The sequence below is a fragment of the Flavobacterium sp. genome (assembly GCF_044377315.1).
GTDB lineage: Bacteria > Bacteroidota > Bacteroidia > Flavobacteriales > Flavobacteriaceae > Flavobacterium.
On record NZ_JBILJG010000009.1, the window covers coordinates 37,020 to 61,417 of the forward strand.

Sequence of the window (24,398 nt, forward strand, 5' to 3'; positions counted from 1 at the left end):
GTTTTAGGCAATAACTACGCAACAACAACACAACTAAAACCCATGTTTAACTTAGAGAATTAAATTTATGATTCCACAATTATTTGTAGAAAAAATCGATTTAGGTGATGGCAGAAGCATCACAATCGAGACAGGACGTTTGGCCAAACAAGCCGATGGTTCTGTAGTAGTAAGAATTGGAAATACTGTTATCTTAGGTACAGTAGTTTCCGCAAGAAAAGCAAGTCCAGGTATCGATTTTTTACCGTTAACGGTAGATTATCGTGAAAAATTTGCAGCAGCAGGTCGTTTCCCTGGTGGTTTCTTCAAAAGAGAAGCGCGTCCGAGTGATAGCGAAGTGCTAACAATGAGATTAGTTGACCGTGTATTACGTCCACTTTTCCCATCAGATTACCATGCAGAAGTTCAAGTTATGATTCAATTAATGTCTCATGATGATGAAGTTATGCCAGATGCATTAGCAGGTTTAGCAGCTTCGGCAGCACTTGCCTTATCTGACATTCCATTTGAAACTTTGATTTCTGAAGCTAGAGTTGGAAGAATTGATGGTAAATTTGTCATCAATCCTTCAAGAGCACAATTAGAATTATCTGATATTGATATGATGATTGGAGCTTCTAGAGATTCTATCGCAATGGTAGAAGGAGAAATGAAAGAAATTTCAGAAAAAGAAATGGTAGAAGCAATTAAATTTGCTCACGAACATATTAAAGTACAAATCGATGCTCAAGAAAGATTGGCAGCAGCATTTGGAAAAAAAGAAGTTCGTACATATGAACAAGAAAAATCAGACGATGCAATTTACGCTAAAGTTAGAGAAGCATCTTACGATAAAATTTATGCAATTGCTAGCAAAGGTTCGGCTAAACACGAACGTTCAGCTGCATTTGATGCTGTCAAAGAAGAAGTAAAGGCTTTATTTACAGAAGAAGAATTAGCAGAAAACGGAGATTTAGTTTCTAAATACTTCTACAAAACCAATAAAGAAGCAGTTCGTAACGTAACTTTAGATTTAGGAACTCGTCTTGACGGAAGAAAAACTACCGAAATCAGAGACATCTGGAGTGAAGTAAATTATTTACCATCAGTTCACGGTTCGGCACTGTTTACTCGTGGAGAAACGCAAGCTTTGGCAACAGCAACTTTAGGAACTTCTAGAGAAGCAAACCAAATTGATTCACCATCTGAACAAGGAGAAGAAAAATTCTATTTACACTATAATTTTCCACCATTTTCAACAGGAGAAGCTCGTCCATTGAGAGGAACTTCAAGAAGAGAAGTTGGTCACGGAAACTTGGCACAAAGAGCATTAAAAAACATGATTCCTGCTGATTGTCCTTATACCATTCGTGTGGTTTCGGAAGTATTAGAATCTAACGGATCGTCTTCAATGGCTACTGTTTGTGCTGGAACATTATCATTAATGGATGCTGGAATTCAAATGATTCGTCCAGTTTCTGGAATTGCGATGGGATTGATTACTGACGGGGAACGTTTTGCGGTTTTATCTGATATTTTAGGTGATGAAGATCATTTAGGAGATATGGATTTCAAGGTAACTGGAACTTCTGAAGGAATTACAGCTTGTCAAATGGACATCAAAATTGACGGATTGAAATACGAAATCATGGAGCAAGCTTTGGCTCAAGCTCGTGATGGACGTTTGCATATTTTAGGTAAAATATTAGAAACGCTTCCTCAACCAAATAGTGATGTTAAAGTTCACGCTCCAAAAATCATCATGCGAACCATTCCTGGTGCTTTTATTGGTGCCTTAATTGGACCTGGTGGAAAAGTAATTCAAGAACTACAAAAAGCTACGGGTTGTACTATCGTTATTAACGAAGTTGACGAGCAAGGTGTAGTTGAAATCTTAGGAACTGACCCAGACGGAATTGCAGCTGTTTTAGCTAAAATTGACTCAATCATCTTCAAACCAGCAATGGGAGAAGCTTATGAAGTAAAAGTAATTAAAATGTTAGATTTTGGTGCTGTTGTTGAATATACTGCTGCTCCAGGAAACGAAGTTTTATTACACGTATCTGAGTTAGCTTGGGAAAGAACTGAAAATGTTGCCGATGTAGTAAATATGGGCGATATATTCCAAGTGAAATACTTAGGTGTTGATCCAAAAACTAGAAAAGAGAAAGTTTCTAGAAAAGCACTTTTACCAAGACCTCCAAGAGAAGAAAATAAAATTACTCCTAAAGCGGAATAATTCAAATTTTTCAAAATATAAGGACCCCAATTCATTTAGTTGAGTTGGGGTTTTTGGTTTTAGATTCAACTTTTTTTTAGAAAAAGTATATATAACTAAAAATAATTTAATCTCTTCGTTTTTTAATTTTGAAGCAAAAATAATTAAATTTGATACTCGTAAAATATTTAAAACAATGCCTAAAAAAAGAAAAGAAGATTCTCCTATAATCCAAAAAGCAGATTCCATTTTTAAACAAGTTGAAGCTTTGGTAAACGCCATTCCAGAAGAAGATGATTTTTTACAATCGCAAGCTGGCTTGATGATGAGCGATAGCATGATGATTTGTTCAAAATTAGCGGGCGAGAGTAGTGTTGGCTTGTATAGTATAAGAATGCAAAATGCAGCAATCATAAGACAATGCGCCATGGATTTGTACGTTTTTGTTGGTGGTTTGCGCTAACATGAAGGTTTTACTTCAAACGATTATGTAGAGCTAATTCGCAAAGAAATTGAAGAATTTAGATTACTCTTTATAGACTGGGTAGCTAGTTTTGATAAATCAGATTATTTATGGGACGAATGGGAATTGTTCAATCCACCAGGCGCAATTCGTCCAAGTGATGATGACTACAATGATCCTATAAATTGGGGTGATTTTGATTTTGAAAACTGATTGGTTTTAAAGTTTGAATATTGGTTTTAGCAAAGTTTTGAAATTTTGAAAAAGCTTGAAGAAATAATTTTTCATTTCATTTTGTAACTTTTTTGCAACCGTTTACGTATAACCATCTGAACACTTTAAAGTAAAGGAAAAAAATATACATGAGACAACTTAAAATCACCAAGCAGGTAACCAATCGTGAAACTGCTTCTTTAGACAAATACCTTCAAGAAATTGGAAAAGTTGACCTTATTACTGCTGATGAAGAAGTAGAATTAGCGCAACGAATAAAAGCTGGTGACCAACGCGCTTTGGAGAAATTGACTAAAGCTAACTTACGTTTTGTGGTTTCTGTTGCAAAACAATACCAAAATCAAGGTCTAACCCTTCCAGATTTGATTAATGAAGGAAATTTAGGTTTGATAAAAGCAGCTCAGCGTTTTGACGAAACTCGTGGTTTCAAGTTTATTTCTTATGCCGTTTGGTGGATCCGTCAATCGATTCTTCAAGCGCTTGCAGAACAATCTCGTATAGTTCGTTTGCCATTAAACAAAATTGGTTCTATCAATAAAATCAACAAAATGTACGCATTATTAGAGCAATCTAACGAGCGTCCACCAAGTGCTGAGGAAATTGCAAAAGAGCTAGATATGACGGTAAATGATGTAAAAGAGTCTATGAAAAACTCTGGTCGTCATTTATCAATGGATGCGCCACTTGTAGAAGGTGAAGATTCTAACCTTTATGACGTTTTACGCTCTGGTGAGTCTCCAAATCCTGATAGAGAATTGATTCACGAAAGTTTACGTACAGAAATTGAGCGTTCGTTAGAAACCTTAACTCCAAGAGAAGCAGACGTAGTTCGTTTGTATTTTGGATTAGGCGACCAACACCCAATGACTCTAGAAGAAATTGGAGAAACGTTTGATTTAACTCGTGAGCGTGTACGTCAAATTAAAGAAAAAGCAATTCGCAGATTAAAACATACATCAAGAAGTAAAATCTTGAAAACGTATTTAGGATAATACCTAATTCACGATAACAACAGTTTAAAACTGTTCGTTTTTTGATTGATGATTGAAACCTCGGCTGATTACCGAGGTTTTTTACTTTATATGAAAAACAAAATTTAGTTCTGTTCACTTTACTTGAGTTTATGAGAATTTGCATTTTATTCTAATATCCGAACTTTTAAACTCATAAACTTTTAAACTTTTAAACTAAAAACTATCTTTGTCAAAACAACCTAACTACAAAATGAAAAACACATTAATTGCACCTTCTATCCTCGCTGCAGATTTTGCCAACTTACAACGCGACATCGAAATGATTAATAACAGTGAAGCCGACTGGTTTCATATTGATATTATGGATGGTGTTTTTGTTCCGAATATTTCATACGGAATGCCCGTTTTAGAAGCTATTTCTAAACATGCTAAAAAAACAATAGATGTTCACTTAATGATTGTTGATCCTGACCGATACATTAAAACTTTTGCACAATTAGGCTCCAATATCCTTACCGTTCATTATGAAGCCTGTACACATCTTCACAGAACTTTGCAAGCTATAAAAGCGGAAGGAATGAAAGCTGGCGTTGCTTTAAACCCACATACTACTATAGATTTACTTGAAGATGTAATTCAAGATATAGATTTGGTATGCCTTATGAGTGTTAACCCTGGTTTTGGCGGACAATCATTTATAGAAAACACCTATTCAAAAATTGAAAAGCTAAAAGCATTAATTATTAGAAAAAATGCTTCAACACTAATTGAAATTGATGGTGGTGTTACAGATAAAAATGCTTCAAAATTAGTTAATGCTGGTGCAGATGTTTTAGTGGCAGGTAGTTTTGTTTTTGGCGCGCAAGACCCAGTTGCTACCATTGCTGATTTGAAACAAATAACTAAATAAAAATCTTAATATTCCTTAAAGCTTTGCTTTAAAAACAATTGACTAGTCCTAAATAATCTGTATCGATTATTTAAGACTAGTAAATATTTAATTGTGACCGCGGAAGGATTCGAACCCTCAACCCTCAGAGCCGAAATCTGATATTCTATCCAGTTGAACTACGCAGCCTTTTTTAGGTACGAGGAACAAAATACGAAGTACGAAGTTTTTTCTTGTACCTCGTATTTTGCACTTCACATTTATATTAAAAGTTTTTTCACTATTGCTGAAATGGTTTTTCCTTCTGCTTGACCGCCTATTTGAGCTGAGGCTAGTCCCATTACTTTTCCCATTGAGGCTATGCCTGATGCTCCAGTTTCGGAAATGATTTTGGAAACGACTGCTTCTACTTCGGTCTCTGAAAGTTGTGCTGGAAGGAATTTTTCGATTACAGCGATTTGCGCCAATTCTGGTTCGGCTAAGTCTGGACGGTTTTGAGCTGTGAAGATTTCAAAACTGTCTTTTCTCATTTTTACTAATCGTTGCAAAATTTTGATTTCGTCTGCTTCTGAAATATCTTCTTTGCTTCCCGATGCTGTTTGCGCTAATAGTAACTCCGATTTGATGGCTCTCAATGCTTCTAATGCGATGGTATCTTTTGAACGCATAGCATCTTTCATTACTTCCATTATTTTTGCTGATAAACTCATTTTATATTAGATTTTAGATTTTGTACTTATAGTTTGCTAATTAGCACTGATTACTTCACATATTTTTATTTCCATTGGAGTTCAGTGAACTTCGTTTGCAATGGAAATCCTTTTTCTTTTTTCTTTAAAAAGGAAAAGATTGCAATAGAAAGCAGGAATCCTCCTTCGGCGGACAAGAATGGTTTGTCGAAAAAGCCCAACACTTTCGCTCATAAGCTTTGCAAATTTAGTGAAATTTTTATTAATAATTTGAAGATTGCTTAGACCCTAACAAAAACAAATAACCCGAAAATTCAGAAGAAAATTCGGGTTAGTTAGGTTTTGGATATTTAGTTCTTAATCTACATTATCGTGTAGAAAAGAATTATTAGAACGCAATTGAATATCGTCATTACTGTCTGTTCCCAACGACATGCGCGAATTATTGTTTAACGCTTGGTTGGTAGTGATGTCAATACCTGAGCGTTTGTAAGCTGGTTCTTTTTCAAACTCTTCAACTTTTGATGGATTGTTGTGGAATTTGTAATTGAACTCTTTTAATTTACGTCTTCTTTCTTCGGCACGGAATCGTAAAGTTTCTTCGATTGACATTTCCATTGGCGAAATTGTTCCATGCGTTGAAGTAACAGCATTTGTTTCTACCTGCTTGATTGTGATATTTAGCTCTTCATTAACTGGTTCTTGGACAGCCGCAACAGGTTTTGAGCCAATTAAATCTGATTCGATTTCCATGTATTCTTCTAATGAATATTTTATTATTCCGTTTTCTTGTACTTCAGTAATAGGAATAAATTCGATAGCTTCTTTTACGTCAATATTTTTGGTTTCAGGCGATAAATCAAAAACAAATTTATTTTCTTCAACTGATTTAGTTTCGCTAATTGGTAAGTCGAAAGAAAAAGCAACTTGTTCAACTTCTTTGTAATCAACAACAGGAATATCATTGATTTCGATAGTTGGTTTAGTAAAAGTAAAATCGATTTCTTTGACAGGCGAAACGATTTCAAAGTCAACATCAATATTTCTAATTAAATCAGTTATAAATACCAATTCGTTTTCTGAAATTACAGGTTGAGGCGCTTCTACAAACTCTTCAACTAGTTCGAAAACTACTTTTTCTTCTACAGCTACATTTTCAATAACTGGAGTTGTTGGAACAAAGTTGGCAGCGGTTAAGTCTCTTTCAATTTTTTGATTATCCTCAAGAGCGTGAATGATTTTTTTTGGTTCTGTGTTTACGATTTCGCTTTGTTGTTCTGGATTAAAACCAGTAGCGATAATAGTAACTGCTATAGAGTCTCCAAGTGTTTCATCTTCACCAACACCCATAATAATATTAGCATTAAAACCAGCTTCCGCTTGGATATGATCATTGATTTCTCCAATTTCGTCTATTGTGATTTCATTAGTTCCAGAAACAATAAGCAACAATACGTTTTTGGCACCTGCTATTTTATTATCATTTAACAATGGCGAATCTAAAGCAGCTATAATAGCTTCTTTGGCTCTGTTATCACCGATAGCTGTTGCCGATCCCATAATAGCAGTTCCACTATTAGACAATACGGTTTTAGCATCTTTTAAGTCAATATTTTGAGTATAGTGATGCGTAATAACTTCTGCAATTCCACGAGAGGCAGTAGCTAAAACTTCATCCGCTTTAGAAAATCCAGCTTTGAAACCAAGATTTCCGTAAACTTCTCTAAGCTTGTTATTATTGATAACAATTAATGAATCAACTTGTCTTCTTAAACGTTCAACACCCGCTAATGCTTGTTCTTGACGCGATTTTCCTTCAAATTGAAACGGAATTGTTACTATACCAACGGTAAGAATATCTCTTTCTTTAGCCAATTGAGCAATTACAGGCGCGGCACCCGTTCCAGTACCACCTCCCATACCTGCGGTGATAAAAACCATTTTGGTATTGCTATCCAACATTTTTTCGATATCAGCAACGCTTTCAATTGCTGATTGTTGCCCAACTTCAGGATTAGCACCAGCTCCAAGACCTTCAGTAAGGTTAACACCTAATTGAATTTTGTTAGGAACAGGACTATTATCAAGAGCCTGCGCATCGGTATTACAAACGATGAAATCTACACCTTTGATACCTTGTTTAAACATGTGGTTGATTGCGTTACTTCCACCTCCACCTACACCGATTACTTTAATTACATTTGATTGATTTTTTGGTAAGTCAAATGTAATGTTTCCAAAATCTGAGTTGCTTGTCATACTTTTTGGTTTTTCCTCACCCCAACCCTCTCTAAAGAAAAGGAAGTTGTGAAATTAATTCATTATTATGCGGTTATTATTTTCTTTATTCTGCGTTATCTAAGAAGTCTTTTATTTTATCTACATACTTCTCAAAAAAAGATCTTCTTATTTTAGTTTCAGTAGATTCTACTTCTACTTTTTCAACTTCTTGTACCACTTCTTGTAACACTTCTTGAACAGGTTCTATAATTTTTTCTCTTTGAAAAGAAACTTTTTCTGGAACTGATTTTTCAAATTTTACGGCGCTTTCCGTTTGATTTTCGATGCTATTCATCATTAATCCAACAGCCGTAGCGTATAATGGACTTGAAAGTTCCTCGCTTGAATTTCCTGCTAAATGCTCGTTTGGATACCCAATTCTAGTATCCATTCCAGTGATGTATTCTACCAATTGTTTGATGTGTTGCAATTGTGCTCCACCACCTGTTAATACAATACCTGCAATTAGTTTTTTTCTTGGATCTTCGTGTCCATAAAGTTTGATTTCGGTAAAAACTTGTTCAATAATTTCTACTACACGAGCATGAATTATTTTGGATAAGTTTTTAAGCGAAATTTCTTTTGGTTCACGACCTCTTAATCCTGGTATAGAAACAATTTCGTTGTCTTTGTTTTCGCCTGGCCAAGCCGAACCGAATTTTACTTTCAATAATTCTGCTTGTTTTTCTATAATAGAACAACCTTCTTTGATATCTTCGGTAATTACATTTCCTCCAAAGGGGATTACTGCTGTGTGACGAATAATTCCGTCTTTGAAAATGGCCAAATCTGTTGTTCCACCACCAATATCTATTAAAGCAACACCTGCTTCTTTTTCCTCTTGACTTAAAACCGCATCTGATGACGCTAATGGTTCTAATGTCAAGCCTGATAATTCAATTCCTGAACTTTGAACACAACGTCCAACATTACGAATAGATGATGCTTGCCCTACTACTACGTGAAAGCTACTCTCTAATCTTCCGCCGTACATTCCGATTGGCTCTTTTATATCCGATTGCCCATCGATTTTGAATTCTTGAGGCAAAACGTGTATGATTTCTTCTCCTGGAAGCATAGCTAATTTGTGTACTTGATTAATCAACAAGTCGATATCTTTTCCACCGATTACTTCTTCGGGATTGCTACGACTGATATAATCACTGTGTTGAATGCTACGAATGTGTTGACCTGCAATTCCAACAACCACATCTTTAATTTGATAACCTGAATTTTCTTCTGCCTCCAGAATTGCTTGCTGTATAGATTGAATCGTTTGTGTAATATTGTTTACAACGCCACGAGCCACTCCAAGACTTTTGGATTTTCCAACGCCTAGAATTTCCAATTTACCGTATTCGTTTTTTTTACCAATCATGGCAACGATTTTGGTAGTTCCAATATCTAGTCCAACTGCAATTGTTTCTTTTTCCATATTCTATTATTTTGTGCCAACTACTTGTTGCGTAAAAATCAGATTTATGTTTTTGTATTTACTAATCGAATTATCGGCTGTTGTCTTTTGAAAAAAAGCTTTATAATTATTAAACTTTGTTTCTATATTTTGAGCTTTTCCGAATTCAATCACAAAATCAAAACTTCTATTTTGCATTCTTATACTTCCGTTAGAATAAATTTGTATTCCAATTATATTTTTTTTTAAAAAATCGTCGTTGTACACAAATTGTAATAACTTTTGAAACTCGTCTTTAAATTCTTTATTGATTTCCCCCAAAACAATTGGAACACGGGCTGTAAACTTATCTGACAAAGGCATTTTATTTCCTTTATAGTCAATATAAAATGAGCTTTTTTCATTAAACACTCTCGCAATAGGATTTTTTTGTTTAACCTTTGCTTTAAGCACACCATCTATACCCAGATAAACTTCTGATCTTTCAATCATAGGATTACTGTTTACCGATTTTTCCAATTTGTTCAAATTTACTTCTACTTTTTTAATACTTTTTACATCTGTATTATTTTCTATTAACAATTTATTAACCGTTTCATGTTCGATAAAAGCACCATTTTCATCGATAAAAAACACTTCGGATTTAATTAAATTTCGATTTCCATTTCTGTATGAAGTAAAAGCATACAAAAACACCATTACTCCTAGAAGTAACACGATTCTAACATTTGTCCAATTAAAGTGCTTTTTCATATTTACAGTAATGCTTCTTTAATTAACGGCACTAACTCACCAATATCGCCAGCTCCAATGGTAACAATTACCGTTGCCTCATTTTGCAAAATGGCCGGAATCAAATCTACTTTAGAGATTAAACGTTTGGAAACATTCTCTATTTTAGAGAGCAACCAAGTTGATGTTATGCCTTCCATTGGCAGTTCGCGTGCTGGATAAATATCTAGCAACAAAATTTCGTCAAATTGACTAAGACTTTTAGCAAAATCATCGGCAAAATCTTTAGTTCTACTAAACAAATGCGGTTGAAAAATAGCCAGGACTTTTTGATTTGGATACAATTCGCGCACCGCTTGATGCACCGCATTTATTTCGGTTGGATGATGCGCATAATCATCAATATAAACAAGATTTTCCGATTTTATTTGATACGAAAATCTACGTTGAACTCCTTTAAATGAGGCTAAAGCTTTAACAATGGATTCGATTGAGGAACCGTACGTTACAGCCATAGCTAAAGCCATTAAAGCATTCATTAAATTATGATGCCCTGGTAACCCGAACGCTATATTTTGAATCGTTTCTGTTGGCGTTTGCACATCAAAAACATAACTACTATTTTCAATTCTGATATTGAAAGCTTTGAAAGTTGCTTCTTCATTTATGGCAATTGTTAAACCTTCAAGCGGCAATCCTTTTGGGACAAACAATTTGGTTTTGTCAGTTACTTTATTGGCAAATTCTCTAAACGAATCTTCAATTGCATTTTTATCGCCATAAATATCTAAATGATCTGCATCCATCGAAGTTACGCAAGCGATATTTGGATGCAAATGCAAGAACGAACGATCAAACTCATCGGCTTCGACAACCGTTATAGTTTTGCCACTTCCAATCAAATTAGAATTGTAATTTTCTACAATTCCACCTAAAAAAGCCGTTACATCTTCAGCGCTTTCGTATAAAATATGCCCAAGAATACTTGATGTTGTAGTTTTACCATGAGTTCCAGCCACTGCGAAACAGAAAGTATCTTTGGTTATAATTCCGAGAACTTCAGCACGTTTTTTTATAGTATATTCTCTTTCGACGAAATAGTTCCACTCCGAATGCGACGTTGGAACGGCTGGCGTAACAATTACTAATGTATTTTCGGGATAATAATCGGTTGGAATTGAACTTATTTTATCTTCAAAATGAATTTCTATTCCGCCAGCAATAAGTTCGTTAGTTAGCATGGTAGGTGTTTTGTCGTAACCCGAAACATTTTTTCCAATATTTTGAAAATAACGAGCCAAAGCACTCATTCCGATGCCTCCAATCCCTATAAAATAGACGTTATGTATTTGGTTTAAATTCATTTTAAATTTCAAAATTCAACTTCAATATCAATTTCAAACTTTATTATTGAAATTGCTATTGCTATTGTATTAGTTTTACTATTTCTTCAACTATCTCTTTTGTTGCATTTGGTTTTGCCAAGCTTTTGATATTGTTACTTATTTCATTTTGCCATTTTTCATTTGAAATTAAATCAGAAAAAGTAGTTTCAAACTTTTCATCTAATTCATTTTCTTTTAGAAGAATTGCCCCTTTTTTATCTACAATTGCTTTGGCATTTTTGGTTTGATGGTCTTCGGCCACATTTGGCGAAGGAATAAAAATAGTTGGTTTTCCAACCAAACATAATTCTGAAACCGATGATGCTCCGGCACGTGAAATCACGAAATCGGCAGCTGCGTATATCAAATCCATTCTATCTATAAACGATACGACTTGCACGTTTTGCTTGTCGTTGTATTTTTTATAGTCTTCAAAATACAATTTTCCACATTGCCAAAAAACTTGAATTCCTTGTTCTAGTAAAAAATTTAATTCTTTTTCAATTAGTTGATTTACCCTTCTTGCTCCAAGACTTCCACCGAGAACTAAAATCGTTTTTTTGTTTGAATCCAATTTGAAATACTCAATTCCTTCTTTTCTTTTAGAATTAACTTCTACCAAATCTTGACGTACTGGATTTCCGGTAAAAACAATTTTCTCTTTTGGAAAAAATCGTTCTAAATTTTCATAAGCCACACAAATGACATTGGCTTTTTTGCTCAACAATTTGTTAGTAATGCCAGGATACGAATTTTGTTCCTGAATTACTGTTGGGATATTGAAACTATTTGCGGCTTGCAACAATGGTCCACTTGCGAAACCGCCAGTTCCGATTACAGCATCTGGCTTGAAGCTTCTAATAATCTTTCTTGATTTCCACAAACTACTCATTAGTTTTAATGGAAATAGGATGTTTTGCAATGTCAATTTTCGTTGTAAACCAGCAATCCAAAGACCATCAATTTTGTAGCCTGCTTGAGGAACTTTTTGCATTTCCATTTTGTCTTGCGCTCCTACAAAAAGGATTTCTGCATTTGGGAAACGAGATTTTAATTCATTAGCAATTGCAATCGCAGGATAGATATGTCCTCCTGTTCCGCCGCCGCTTAATATGAATTTATAGTTTCTCATTTTTTATTTTTTTTGCCACTGATTACACAGATTAGCACAGATTATATTTTATTATTAATAACTGCATTCATTGGGTTTTCAGCATTATCTTCAATTGAAAAATCTTCTAACAATTGCGCTTCTGCTCTTTCCTCTTTTGCAATTTGTTCGTCTATCATTCGACGTAATGTTTCTTCTCTTCTATCTTTTTCTGCCTTTTCTTCGGCAATTTCTTCGTCTTTTTTGGTCACACTAATTATAATTCCCAGCGCAATGCATGTCATCCAGATAGAACTCCCTCCGCTACTTATTAATGGCAATGTTTGTCCGGTTACCGGAAGCAATTCGACTGCAACCGCCATATTAATTAATGCTTGAAAAATGATTGGAAATCCGAGTCCAACAACTACTAATTTTCCAAACAGCGTATTGGCTTTGTGCGATGCAATTATGAATCTAAAAAACAACAATAAATACAACGTTAGAATTGCGATTCCGCCTATTAATCCATATTCTTCAACAATAATGGCATAAATAAAATCCGAAGATGATTGTGGTAAAAAGTTTTTCTGAACACTTTTTCCAGGACCAACACCTTGAATTCCGCCAGTTGCAATTGCTATTTTAGCTTTTTCTATTTGATAATCATCTTCACCTGGCTTGTCTGTTGTGAAATTTTCAAATCTACTTTCCCAAGTTCCTACCCTACTAAAGAGTTTATTGTCTGGAAATGCTTTGCTCAACAAAACAAAAATCATCAAAGCTGCTAGACCCATTCCAAGAATAAATCCGATATATTTAATCGGGTATTTACCTACAAAAACCAACATCAAGACCATTGAAAACATCAAAGCTGCAGTGGAGAAATTGGCAGGCAAAATAAACATTAATGTCACAAAAACTGGTGTCCATAATTCCCATAAAGAATTTTGAAAACTTATGGCTGCTTCTCTTTTCTTAGATAAATAACGTGCCACAAAAACCATTAAAACGATAAACGCCAAAGTAGATGTTTGAAACGAAACACCAATAAATGGTACTTGAATCCACCGACTTGCGTTGGCTCCTGCAATGACAGTTCCTTTTACCAATGTGTAGGCTAAAAGTACCCAGACAAAAGGCAAGCCAATCAAAGAAATCGCTCTAAAATAATGATACGGTACTTTATGAACCCAATAAATCATTAAGAAACCGATAGATATATGAACTAAATGTTTTGCCAAATAACCTAAAGTATTTCCGGTTCCTAGACCTATATAAGCTAAATTACTACTTGCACTAAAAACAGGCATAAACGAGAACAGGCCAAGCAAGGCCACGAATGACCAGATGCCTCTATCTCCTTTTAATCTGTTTACAAGTTCTTTCATTTTTTTTGCTTCAAGTTTCAGGTTTCAGGTTACACAACTTGAAACCTGAAACTTGAAACTTTTTTTAAAGATTCTTTACTGCTTGTTTAAATTGTATTCCTCTGTCTTCGTAGTTTTCGAATAAATCGAAGCTGGCACATGCCGGTGATAATAAAACCGTGTCTCCTTTTTCGGCAAGGCGTTGGCTCATTTTTACAGCATCATTCATACTTGAAACTTCAATCATTACATCTACTACGTTTCCGAAAGCATCAATTATTTTTTTATTATCAACACCAAGGCATATAATTGCTTTTACTTTTTCATGAACTAAAGCCATTAATTCGGTATAATCATTTCCTTTATCAACACCTCCAACAATCCAAACAGTTGGTGTAGTCATGCTATCTAACGCGAAGAAAGTAGCGTTTACATTGGTAGCTTTGCTATCATTAATATATTGCACACTTTGTATTTTTAACACTTTCTCTAAACGATGTTCTACGCCTTGAAAATTTGACAAACTCTCTCTAATAGTCTGTTTTCTAATACGCATTAACTGTGCAACCGATGTTGCTGCCATTGCGTTTTTCATGTTGTGTTTTCCCTCAAGTGCAATTTGAGCTGTTTCCATTAAAAACTCTTCTTGATTAATGTTGATTTCCATAGTATTGTTTTTTAAAAATGCTCCGTTTTCAACCTGTTTGGTAATTGAAAAAGGAATTAGTTGTGCTTTAGTTTTGTTGTTTGTTAACCAATTTTTGATTGTTTGATCATCTGCGTCATAAATAAAATAATCGTCTTCAGTTTGGTTTAATGTTATTCTAAATTTTGATTCTATATAATTTTCATATTTGTAATCGTATCTATCTAAATGGTCTGGACTTATGTTGGCTAAAATTGCAATATGTGGTTTATACTTTACAATACCATCTAGCTGAAAACTGCTTAACTCTAACACATAATAATCATACTCTTCATTTGCTACTTGCCAAGCAAAACTTTTTCCGATGTTTCCGCCTAAACCTACATTCAATCCACCTTCTTTTAACAAATGGTACGTCAACATTGTTGTGGTTGTCTTACCATTACTACCAGTAATTCCGATGGTAATTGCATTTGTAAATTCAGAAGCAAACTCTATTTCTGAAATTACAGGTATTCCTTTTTGCAGCAGTTTTTTTACAATTGGCGCTTTATCTGGAATTCCTGGGCTTTTCATTACCACATTAGCATTTAGAATTAATGATTCTGTGTGCTGTTCGTCTTCCCATTTTATTTCATTATCTATAAGAACTTGTCTGTATTTTTCTTTTATTTTTCCAAAATCAGATACAAAAACATCATATCCTTTTTTCTTTCCCAAAATGGCTGTTCCTACTCCACTTTCACCACCACCTAACACTACTAACCTTTTCATCTCATTTATTTTATTATTCATTTGTATTCGATACAATTTACTTTTTTAAAGAAAAAATTTTTATAGTATTCATTTTATTATCTCAATTTTAATGTTACTATCGAAACAATTGTAAATAATATCGTTACTACCCAAAAACGTGTTACTATTTTACTTTCGTGATAGCCTTTTTTCTGGTAATGATGGTGTAATGGCGACATTAGGAAAATTCTTCTACCTTCTCCAAAACGCTTCTTTGTGTACTTAAAATACGTTACCTGAATAATTACAGAAGCACTTTCGGCAAAGAAAATGGCACAAAAAAGTGGTAATAACATTTCTTTTCTAACCGAAATGGCTAATACAGCAATAATTCCACCAATAGTCAAACTACCTGTATCACCCATAAACACAGATGCTGGATATGAATTATACCAAAGAAAACCGATTAATGACCCAACAAATGCTGCTATAAACACGGTCATTTCACCCGAATTAGGAATAAACATAATGTTGAGATAGCTCGATAAAATCAAGTTACCCGAAACGAATGTGAAAATTCCGAGAGCGATTACCGATATTGCTGAAGTTCCAGCTGCTAAGCCATCTATTCCATCTGTTAAGTTGGCACCGTTTGACACCGCAGTAATTATAAAAATTACTATTGGAATAAAAACTAACCAAGCCCAATTTTGATAATCATCGGTAAAGGGTTCAAGTATTTTGGCATAATCAAGTTCGTTATTTTTAGTAAACGGAATTGACGTTGTAGTCGATTTTATATCTTTTGCAACTGGAGCAATTATGTTTTCAGTTTGATTGAAAGTAATGGGTTTAGCTGATTTTTCTCTGATGGTTACCGCTGGACTGAAATACAAAACCGAACCAACTATTAATCCTAGTCCGACTTGACCAATTACCTTAAAAATTCCTTTTAAACCTTGTTTGTCTTTTTTAAATATTTTGATATAATCATCGACAAAACCGATAGTTCCCATCCAAAGTGTTGTAACAACAAGCAAAATGATATAAATATTATCTAATTTGGTAAAAAGTAATACCGGAATTAAAGTTGCAAAAATGATTATAAGCCCACCCATTGTTGGGGTTCCAGCTTTTTGCGTTTGTCCTTCAAGACCAAGTTCTCTTACGGTTTCTCCTACTTGCTGATTTCTTAAAAAGTTGATTACTTTTTTTCCAAAAATAGTTGAAAGCATTAGTGAAAGAATCAACGCCATTGCGGAGCGAAACGTAATATATTGAAACACCCCAGCTCCTGGAAGGTCGAATGTTTTATCTAAATATTCAAATAAGTAGTATAACATAGTTTATGAGTTTATGAGTTTAGCTAGTAATCTCAATTTCTTTTACTTGTTTAGTTGTTCTAAAATTTCTTTTACAATTTTCATATCATCAAAATCGTGGCGCACGCCTTGAATTTCTTGATACGTTTCATGTCCTTTTCCAGCAATCAAAATAATATCATTTGGATTGGCTAGTTGACATGCGGTCTTTATGGCTTGCTTTCTATCTTCAATAGAAAGCGATTTTTTATAATTTTGAGGCTCAACACCGGCTTCCATTTCGGCAATAATCACTTTTGGATCTTCTGTTCTTGGATTATCTGATGTAATGATTATTTTATCGCTCATTGATGAAGCGATATTTGCCATAATTGGACGTTTTGTTTTATCCCTATCGCCACCACAACCAACAATCGTAATGAGTTGCTCATTTTTGGTTCGAATATCATTGATGGTTTTCAAAACATTTTCTAAAGCATCTGGTGTATGAGCATAATCAACAATTGCCGTTATTTTTTTATCAGAAACAATAAATTGAAAACGACCTGAAACACTTTCCAATTCTGATAATAATCTAAGGACTTCAAGATTTTCTAATCCCAGTTCAACAGCAGTTCCATAAATTGCTAGTAGATTGTAAGCATTAAAAGTTCCTATTAGTCTAACCCAAACTTCGTGTTCATTGATTTTCAACAACAACCCTGACAACTGATTTTCTAGAATTTGTGCTTTATAATCGGCATAAGATTTTAGTGCATAAGTCAGTTTTTTAGCATTTGTATTTTGAAACATTACCAGACCATTTTTGTCATCAATATTGGTTAATGCAAAAGCTGTTTTAGGTAAATTATCAAAAAAATGTTTTTTCACATCTCTATATTCAGCAAAAGTTGGATGATAATCTAAATGATCATGCGATAAATTGGTAAAAACGCCCCCTGCAAAAAGCAATCCTTCAGTACGTTTTTGATGCACACCATGTGAACTCACTTCCATAAAACAATAATCGCACCCAGCTTCAATCATTTGGTTTAGATAGTGATTTATTGTCAATGAATCTGGCGTTGTGTGTGTTGCTTTATGTTCCAGATGATCAACCATTATTTTTACGGTTGAAAGCAACCCAACTTTATAGCCCGCTTTTTTGAATAATTGGTACAACAAAGAAGCAACTGTTGTTTTTCCGTTGGTTCCTGTTATTCCGACTAACTTTAATTTTGCCGATGGATTGTCATAAAAATTTGTTGCCATAAAGGCCAAAGCAGCGTTTGTATCTTTTACTTTTACATAGGTAATTCCTGAAACTATTATTGTTGGAAATGTATCGCAAACAACGGTAGTCGCACCAAGATTAATAGCTTTTTCAATAAAATCATGACCATCAGAAACCGTTCCTCGAATAGCTACAAAGACATCGTTTTCCTGGATTTTCCTCGAATCAAATTCGATTTTATTCACAAGAATTTCTGTTGAACCATTTACAGCTTCAATAGCAACTTTATATAATATGTCTTTTAGTAAATTCACGATAATTCTAATACTATTGTTGTGTTTCTGGTCAAAGCTTCACCTGGTTGTAACGACTGCGATTTGACCTTGCCCGTTCCTTTTATTTTAACTTTTACACCCATATTTCCTAAAATTGCCACGGCATCCATTCCCGACATTCCTTTTAGGTTAGGTACTGTTTTTTTGTTTTCTTGTGTTTTTGAAATCTTTACAGAATAATCGGCGTAATTAATTTCTTGTTTGCCGTTTTTCTTATTCAAATTTTTAATTTCATTTGTTGATGGCGAATCGGTAAATATTTTTTGCGCAATTCTTTTGAAAACTGGTCCAGCTACATCAACTCCATAATAATTATTCAAAGAAGTGTCAGGTTCATGAACTACCACAATACAAGAATATTTAGGATAATCCGCTGGAAAATAACCAACAAATGAAGAAATATAGTGCTTATTTGCACCACCATTTGAACCGTAATTTGCCTGCGCTGTTCCTGTTTTTCCTGCCATTGAAAAATCTTTTGAATACAACTTAGAGCCCGTTCCTCGTTTTACAACATTTTCTAAAACCGCTTTCACTTTATCAATAGTTTCTTGCGAACATATTTTTGGGTTGATAATCTCAGTATCGTATTTCTTGATGGTTTTGTTCCATTCTTTTATTTCAGAAACAAATTGCGGACGAACCATCTTTCCATTATTAGCAACCGCATTATAAAATGACAATGTTTGCAAAGGGGTTAAAGAAACTCCGTAACCAAAAGCCATCCAAGGAAGCGAAATATTACTCCAAGTTTTGTCTTTAGGATTTGGAACATAAGGAATACCTTCGCCTTTAAGTTGCAATCTAAGTGGTTTGCTTAATCCGAAATTGGTAAGATGATTTACAAATTGCGACGGATTTGATTTGTAATTTTCATAAACCGCTTGCACCATAACCGTGTTGGAAGAAAGTTCAAAACCTCGTGCTAATGATATTTTGCCATAGCCTTCATCGTTAGAATCCCTAACTTTTTTTCCAGAATACATTACTGTTCCACCAAACGTATTATAAACATGACTTGTATCAACTTTCTTATCTTCTAAAAGCGCAATTAAATCTGCCAATTTATACGTTGAACCAGGTTCATGCGATTCAACTACAGCATAATTTTCGGTTTCATAATACGAACCATCTGAAGCTCTTCCTAAATTAGAAATTGCTTTGACTTGCCCTGTTTTAGTTTCCATTACAACCACACAACCGTGATTTGCATTGAAAAGCTCAAGTTGTTTTAGTAGTGCATGATGTGCAATATCCTGAATATAAACATCTATTGTTGAAATAATATCGTATCCGTCTTGAGGTTCTAATTCATTTACATCGCGAATAGGTTTCCATTGACCTTTTGCGATTTTTTGTTTTAGAATTTCGCCATCTTTTCCATTGATGTATTTTCTAAAAGCCCATTCAATTCCTTTACCAGTTAGAACGCCTGTTTTAGGGTCCACTCTTTCGTAACCTATTGTTCTTTCGGCTATTTTTCCAATTGGATGTTCTCTTACTGTTTCTTGATCGATAATAATTCCACCTTTATAAGCTCCCAATTCGAATAGTGGAAATTTTTTCACTTTCATATATTTGGTAAAACTCAAATCTTTTACCACCAATAAATACCTATTTTTGCTAGCTCTTGCTTTTCTGAATTCAGCTTGGTATTGACTTGACGGTTTTCCAGTCATTTTTGACAATGAATCAGAAAGTGCTTTTACATTTTTTTCAAAAACTTCTGCTTTTGGCGCTAATGCATCAAAACGAATTATATAATTAGGAATAGATGTTGCTAACAAACTTCCATCAGACGAATAAATATTCCCTTTGTTGGCTGGAATTGGAACGCGTTTTACCGTTTTGTCTTTCGCTAATTTTCGATAATAATCACCTTCTACCCACTGTATATTAGTGAGTTTTACCGTAACCGCAATTGCCATCAAAAAGATAACAAACGCCACTAGGTATATACGATAGGAAATATATTTATCTTCTAATGCCATATTTTATTGAAAAAACTTTTTTCTTCTTCTTTACTTACTTTAATTTTTACTGGTGGAACTGATGCAGGAAAAATTCCTTTTGCTTCCATTTTTTGAGAAACAGTCGATTCCATTTTGAGTTTCATTAATTGAGAACGTTTGTCTACAAATTTTGAACGCAACTCTTTTACTTCATTTGTTAGGGCAACGATTCTAAAAACTTTTTGTTCGTAACGTTGTGTATTAGCAATCATTAGTATTGCTAGAAAAATGATAAAAACGATAAATCGCCAATTTTTGGCTGCATTTGCTTCTTCATTTATAAGAAACCTTGCTTTTAATATATCGTAGATGCCGCTTTTCATTTTCCTCACCCTAAGTACCTCTTCAAAGTAGAGGGACATTTTTACGGGTCTTATTTTTTTACAATTAAACTGAAACTATTTTTTTTCTGATATTCGCAACTTTGCGCTTCTTGCTCTGTTGTTTATTTTTATTTCCTCATTTGAAGGAACAATTAACTTTCCTACCAACTTGAATGGAACTGAAAAATTCCCGAAGAAATCGCGTTCTGGCTCACCTTCAAACAATCCGTTTTTCATGAATCGTTTTACTAATCTATCTTCTAACGAATGATACGATATCACGCTTAATCGTCCTTCAGGTTTTAGAATCTCTAATGACTGTGATAAAAATTCTTTCAAAACATCCATTTCTTGATTTACTTCAATTCGGATTGCCTGATACATTTGTGCCAAAATCTTATTACTAATATGTGGTGGCAAAAAACGACTCAGAACAAATTTTAAATCATCGGTTGTTTTGATTGGTCCATCTTCTCTAGCTTCTAAAATTGTTCTTGCAATTGCTGGCGCATTTTTCAATTCGCCATAATCTAAAAAAACACGTCTTAAATTTTCTTCATCATATTCATTCACAACATGATAGGCACTCAACTCGCTGTTTTGATTCATTCGCATATCCAATCCCGCTTCAAAACGCGTTGAAAAACCTCTTTCGGCAACATCAAACTGATGAGATGAAACACCCAAATCAGCCAGAATTCCATCTACTTCTTTTATCCCATGAAAACGTAAGAACCTTTTTATATACCTGAAATTTTCGTTGATTAAAACAAATCTTTCATCTTTAATCACATTTTCTAAAGCATCCAAATCTTGGTCAAAACCAAACAATTTTCCATTTGAACCCAATCGACTCATAATCTCTCTTGAATGTCCACCACCACCAAAGGTTACGTCAACATAAACGCCGTCTGGTTTTATATTTAAACCATCAACGGTTTCTTTGAGCAAAACTGGATTATGATATTCCATTGTCATCATTTACATTTCCCATTACATCTTCGGCCAAATCGGCAAAATCTACAACCGAATTATCAATTGCTTTTTCATATAAATCTTTATCCCAAATTTCAACTATGTTTACCGCCGAAGACAAGACAACATCTTTAGTAATTTGCGAGAATACCGTTAAATCTTTCGGAATTAATAATCTTCCTAAATTGTCAATCTCTACCACTTTCACGCCTGCTGTAAAACGACGAATGAAGTCGTTATTTTTCTTTACAAATCGATTGAGGTTGTTAATTTTTCCCATCATAACATTCCATTCTTGCATAGGATACAATTCTAAACAAGGTTGAAAAACAGAACGCTTCAAAACAAAACCGTCTTGAAGAGAAGCATTGAGTTGCTTTTTTAAAGGCGCAGGCAAAAGAAGCCTTCCTTTAGCATCAACTTTACATTCGTATGTTCCAATTATTGAGTTCAAATAAGTGCTATTTATGATTAAAGCAAAATTATAAAAAATATTACCACATTTTACCACATACTACCACTTTGTTGATAAGTTTTACCACTTTTCAAACAAAAACGTTCAAAAACCTTATAGAATGGGCATAGAAATTTATTTAACAAATTGTTAAGAATAGAAATTTGAAAGAGGTTTTAAGTAAAAGAAACCTAAAATCATTGAATTGCAAGTGACCTAATTACAAAAAGAAGTGAGAAAAAATATTTTAAAAAAAACAGTTGACTATTCCTTTTTAACTATTAAATCTTATATTTGTGAAAATCTGTAGTGCCGAAAGAAATATATGGAAAACGAATTAAAAAAAGAAGGAAAGTATAAATATTACGAAGCTGGCGAAGGAACGCCCATCATTATTTTACACGGTTTAATGGGCGGGTTAAGTAATTTTGGTGGTGTAGCTGATTATTTTCCCAAAAAAGGATATAAAGTTGTAATTCCCGAATTACCAATTTACACCCAAAACATATTGAAAACCAACGTAAAAGCTTTTTCAAAATATGTAAAAGATTTTATTACATATAAAGGTTTTGACAGAGTAATTCTGTTAGGAAATTCACTTGGTGGGCATATTGCTTTGTACCATACCAAAATGTATCCTGAAAAAATGCTTGGACTTATAATCACAGGAAGTTCAGGGCTTTACGAGAGCGCTATGGGCGATAGTTACCCAAGACGTGGTGATTATGATTACATTCAGAAAAAAGCAGAGGAAGTTTTTTACGATCCTAAAGTTGCTACTAAAGAAATTGTTGATGAAGTTTATGAAATGGCGAATGACCGTATCAAATTGATAAAAACATTAACCATTGCTAAAAGTGCTATTCGTCATAATATGGCTAAAGATTTGCCCAAAATGCATGTTCCTACTTGTATTATTTGGGGGAAAAATGACAAAGTTACACCACCAGAAGTAGCCGAAGAATTTCACAAACTACTTCCGAATTCTTCTTTGTATTGGATTGACAAATGCGGTCATGCTGCTATGATGGAACATCCAGATGAGTTCAATAAAGTTATGGAAAACTGGTTGGTAGAAAAAAGTGAAACCTTAAAATAAGTTGTTTTTTATAGCAATCACAATAAATGAAAATTAACACTGCCGAATTTATAATTAGCAACTCCGAAGTTAGCAAATGTCCTTTAGAACGTATACCAGAATATGCTTTTATCGGTCGTTCTAACGTTGGGAAGTCGTCATTGATAAATATGTTGACCAATCATAAAAACTTGGCAAAAACATCTGGAAGACCAGGGAAAACACAGTTGATTAATCACTTTAAGATAAACAACAATTGGTTTTTGGTCGATTTACCGGGTTATGGTTATGCTAAAGTTTCTAAGAAGACTAAATCCGTTTTTCAGCAATTTATTACCGATTATTTTGAGAAAAGAGAACAATTGGTTTGCGCTTTCGTATTAATAGATATTCGTCACGAAGCGCAAAATATTGACTTAGAATTTATGGAATATATGGGCGAAAGCGAAATTCCTTTTTGCATTATTTTTACCAAAGCTGATAAAATAAGTAAAACCAAAATTGACTCACATATTGCCGCCTACAAAAAGCAAATGATTCAAAACAACTGGGAAGAAATGCCACAATACTTCGTGACTTCATCAACAGAAGGAGTTGGGAAAGAAATTTTACTAAATTATATTGACGAGATAAACCAAGAAGTTTTTAAGAGTGAGAGTGGGTTTTAGGAAAGTTATAATTTTAACTTTTTAGGATTTTTATAATTATTCCAAAAGCGAACTAATAAAATCGTGTTATTTTCAATTTTGTAGAATAACGTAATTTGTTTTACTATTGGTACTTGGAAAGTTCTTTTGAAATCTGATTGTTTGAAATCTATATTTTGTTTTATTAAAAGTTCTAAAACTTCGTCAACTTTATCCATAAATTGAAAAACTTCACTAAGCGACCACTCTAGTTCAAGATACTCAATATTACTCCAATAATCAATTTTCGCAGAACTTGACCAAGAAACAGCTATCATAATTATCTTTTAAAAAGATGCGGAAAGCGTTTTCTTGTTTCAAGCATAACACTTTCATGAGAATGAACATTTCCATTTTCTATATCTAATAAACCTTTATTTACAGCTTCTTTTTGCTGATCAGAAAGCAAACATTTATCTGATGAATTCATTAAACTTTTTATTTTAGAAATCAATACAGAATCTTCCAACTCATTTATCCAGTTGATGATTATTTCTTTTTCGTTTTGTAATTGATGTGTTGTCATAATAACAAGTATTAGTTAAAACAAATTTACAAATTTATTTTTGATTAACATTTTCTTTCAATACCGAAACTATTTTTTCAATTGACTTTTCATCTGCAACAACAAAAATCAATCCATTTATAGAGTTATCCTTATTGTCTTTGTTAATCTGACTAATCTTAATTTTAGTTGAAACGGATTCAAACAAATCTTTTATTTCTACACCAAACAAATCGGCGATTTTTGGTATAAACTCACTTTTCACATCGGCTGTACCGCTTTCCCAAGTTGAGTAGGTATTTTGCTTAACACCTATTAACTCTGCAAACTCTTTTTGACTATAGGGTGTTTTAGATTCTCTTAATTTCTTTAAGTTTTTAGATATAGTAGTCATTGT

Annotated in this window: 23 protein-coding genes and 1 tRNA gene; 6 read left to right on the forward strand and 18 right to left on the reverse strand. The window is 33.8% G+C overall.

What is annotated here, in order from left to right; all coding sequences use genetic code 11:
• The first annotated feature begins 67 nt into the window (after window positions 1-67).
• From ACIQ66_RS04300 to rpe, 4 genes are all read left to right on the forward strand, one after another.
• Complete coding sequence (locus tag ACIQ66_RS04300; protein ID WP_396211576.1) at window positions 68-2,218, forward strand: polyribonucleotide nucleotidyltransferase; 2,151 nt, start codon at window positions 68-70, stop codon at window positions 2,216-2,218.
• A 175-nt stretch (window positions 2,219-2,393) separates the two neighbouring features.
• The gene (locus ACIQ66_RS04305; protein ID WP_396211577.1) at window positions 2,394-2,660 is read left to right on the forward strand and encodes a hypothetical protein; all 267 of its coding nucleotides are present in this window, start codon (window positions 2,394-2,396) and stop codon (window positions 2,658-2,660) included.
• A 362-nt stretch (window positions 2,661-3,022) separates the two neighbouring features.
• Window positions 3,023-3,886 (forward strand): RNA polymerase sigma factor RpoD/SigA, encoded by an 864-nt coding sequence (locus tag ACIQ66_RS04310; RefSeq protein WP_007804760.1) that lies wholly within the window; start codon window positions 3,023-3,025, stop codon window positions 3,884-3,886.
• Between the two features lie 232 nt (window positions 3,887-4,118).
• A complete protein-coding gene (gene rpe, locus ACIQ66_RS04315) occupies window positions 4,119-4,778 on the forward strand; it encodes a ribulose-phosphate 3-epimerase (protein WP_396211578.1) in 660 nt (219 codons plus the stop codon).
• Between the two features lie 94 nt (window positions 4,779-4,872).
• Here rpe and ACIQ66_RS04320 read toward each other — a convergent pair.
• The 15 genes from ACIQ66_RS04320 to mraZ all read right to left on the reverse strand — a co-directional run bounded on the left by ACIQ66_RS04320 (window position 4,873) and on the right by mraZ (window position 21,732).
• Window positions 4,873-4,946: transfer RNA gene (locus tag ACIQ66_RS04320), tRNA-Arg, on the reverse strand.
• A gap of 71 nt (window positions 4,947-5,017) precedes the next feature.
• Window positions 5,018-5,467, reverse strand: a complete 450-nt coding sequence (locus ACIQ66_RS04325) for a GatB/YqeY domain-containing protein (protein ID WP_396211579.1) — start codon at window positions 5,465-5,467, stop codon at window positions 5,018-5,020.
• A gap of 336 nt (window positions 5,468-5,803) precedes the next feature.
• Window positions 5,804-7,705, reverse strand: coding sequence for a cell division protein FtsZ (ftsZ, locus tag ACIQ66_RS04330; RefSeq protein ID WP_396211580.1), 1,902 nt, complete (start codon window positions 7,703-7,705; stop codon window positions 5,804-5,806).
• Between the two features lie 85 nt (window positions 7,706-7,790).
• Complete coding sequence (ftsA, locus tag ACIQ66_RS04335; RefSeq protein WP_396211581.1) at window positions 7,791-9,161, reverse strand: cell division protein FtsA; 1,371 nt, start codon at window positions 9,159-9,161, stop codon at window positions 7,791-7,793.
• Between the two features lie 6 nt (window positions 9,162-9,167).
• A complete protein-coding gene (locus ACIQ66_RS04340) occupies window positions 9,168-9,893 on the reverse strand; it encodes a cell division protein FtsQ/DivIB (RefSeq protein WP_396211582.1) in 726 nt (241 codons plus the stop codon).
• Between the two features lie 2 nt (window positions 9,894-9,895).
• Entirely contained in the window at window positions 9,896-11,236 is a 1,341-nt protein-coding gene (murC, locus tag ACIQ66_RS04345) for a UDP-N-acetylmuramate--L-alanine ligase (RefSeq protein ID WP_396211583.1), read from the reverse strand.
• A gap of 61 nt (window positions 11,237-11,297) precedes the next feature.
• Window positions 11,298-12,389 (reverse strand): undecaprenyldiphospho-muramoylpentapeptide beta-N-acetylglucosaminyltransferase, encoded by a 1,092-nt coding sequence (gene murG / locus ACIQ66_RS04350; protein WP_396211584.1) that lies wholly within the window; start codon window positions 12,387-12,389, stop codon window positions 11,298-11,300.
• 41 nt (window positions 12,390-12,430) lie between these two features.
• A complete protein-coding gene (locus ACIQ66_RS04355; protein WP_396211585.1) occupies window positions 12,431-13,738 on the reverse strand; it encodes an FtsW/RodA/SpoVE family cell cycle protein in 1,308 nt (435 codons plus the stop codon).
• Window positions 13,739-13,802: 64 nt separating this feature from the next.
• Window positions 13,803-15,158, reverse strand: a complete 1,356-nt coding sequence (gene murD, locus ACIQ66_RS04360; protein ID WP_396211586.1) for a UDP-N-acetylmuramoyl-L-alanine--D-glutamate ligase — start codon at window positions 15,156-15,158, stop codon at window positions 13,803-13,805.
• Window positions 15,159-15,214: 56 nt separating this feature from the next.
• A complete protein-coding gene (gene mraY / locus ACIQ66_RS04365) occupies window positions 15,215-16,441 on the reverse strand; it encodes a phospho-N-acetylmuramoyl-pentapeptide-transferase (RefSeq protein WP_396211587.1) in 1,227 nt (408 codons plus the stop codon).
• 42 nt (window positions 16,442-16,483) lie between these two features.
• Window positions 16,484-17,947, reverse strand: a complete 1,464-nt coding sequence (locus ACIQ66_RS04370) for a UDP-N-acetylmuramoyl-L-alanyl-D-glutamate--2,6-diaminopimelate ligase (RefSeq protein ID WP_396211589.1) — start codon at window positions 17,945-17,947, stop codon at window positions 16,484-16,486.
• The gene (locus ACIQ66_RS04375; RefSeq protein WP_396211590.1) at window positions 17,944-19,959 is read right to left on the reverse strand and encodes a penicillin-binding protein; all 2,016 of its coding nucleotides are present in this window, start codon (window positions 19,957-19,959) and stop codon (window positions 17,944-17,946) included. The genes ACIQ66_RS04370 and ACIQ66_RS04375 overlap by 4 nt, the downstream gene beginning before the upstream one ends.
• The gene (locus ACIQ66_RS04380) at window positions 19,950-20,303 is read right to left on the reverse strand and encodes an FtsL-like putative cell division protein (protein WP_396211591.1); all 354 of its coding nucleotides are present in this window, start codon (window positions 20,301-20,303) and stop codon (window positions 19,950-19,952) included. The genes ACIQ66_RS04375 and ACIQ66_RS04380 overlap by 10 nt, the downstream gene beginning before the upstream one ends.
• 75 nt (window positions 20,304-20,378) lie before the next feature.
• Window positions 20,379-21,281 carry a 16S rRNA (cytosine(1402)-N(4))-methyltransferase RsmH gene (gene rsmH / locus ACIQ66_RS04385; RefSeq protein ID WP_396211617.1) on the reverse strand — a complete coding sequence of 301 codons (903 nt, stop codon included), beginning with the start codon at window positions 21,279-21,281 and terminating at the stop codon, window positions 20,379-20,381.
• Window positions 21,262-21,732 carry a division/cell wall cluster transcriptional repressor MraZ gene (gene mraZ / locus ACIQ66_RS04390; RefSeq protein WP_396211592.1) on the reverse strand — a complete coding sequence of 157 codons (471 nt, stop codon included), beginning with the start codon at window positions 21,730-21,732 and terminating at the stop codon, window positions 21,262-21,264. Before mraZ ends, rsmH begins: the two co-directional genes overlap by 20 nt.
• Before the next feature lie 325 nt (window positions 21,733-22,057).
• Here mraZ and ACIQ66_RS04395 point away from each other — a divergent pair, with 325 nt between their 5' ends.
• Together ACIQ66_RS04395 and yihA are read left to right on the forward strand one after the other, a co-directional pair.
• Complete coding sequence (locus tag ACIQ66_RS04395) at window positions 22,058-22,831, forward strand: alpha/beta fold hydrolase (RefSeq protein ID WP_396211593.1); 774 nt, start codon at window positions 22,058-22,060, stop codon at window positions 22,829-22,831.
• 26 nt (window positions 22,832-22,857) lie between these two features.
• Window positions 22,858-23,478, forward strand: a complete 621-nt coding sequence (gene yihA, locus ACIQ66_RS04400) for a ribosome biogenesis GTP-binding protein YihA/YsxC (RefSeq protein ID WP_396211594.1) — start codon at window positions 22,858-22,860, stop codon at window positions 23,476-23,478.
• A gap of 5 nt (window positions 23,479-23,483) precedes the next feature.
• Here yihA and ACIQ66_RS04405 read toward each other — a convergent pair whose 3' ends face one another.
• Genes ACIQ66_RS04405 through ACIQ66_RS04415 form a run of 3 tightly spaced genes read right to left on the reverse strand, consistent with a single transcriptional unit; the run spans window position 23,484 to window position 24,395 of the window.
• The gene (locus ACIQ66_RS04405; protein ID WP_396211595.1) at window positions 23,484-23,774 is read right to left on the reverse strand and encodes a type II toxin-antitoxin system RelE/ParE family toxin; all 291 of its coding nucleotides are present in this window, start codon (window positions 23,772-23,774) and stop codon (window positions 23,484-23,486) included.
• 2 nt (window positions 23,775-23,776) lie between these two features.
• Entirely contained in the window at window positions 23,777-24,022 is a 246-nt protein-coding gene (locus ACIQ66_RS04410) for a hypothetical protein (protein WP_396211596.1), read from the reverse strand.
• Window positions 24,023-24,056: 34 nt separating this feature from the next.
• Entirely contained in the window at window positions 24,057-24,395 is a 339-nt protein-coding gene (locus ACIQ66_RS04415; RefSeq protein ID WP_396211597.1) for a helix-turn-helix domain-containing protein, read from the reverse strand.
• Window positions 24,396-24,398 lie beyond the last annotated feature (3 nt).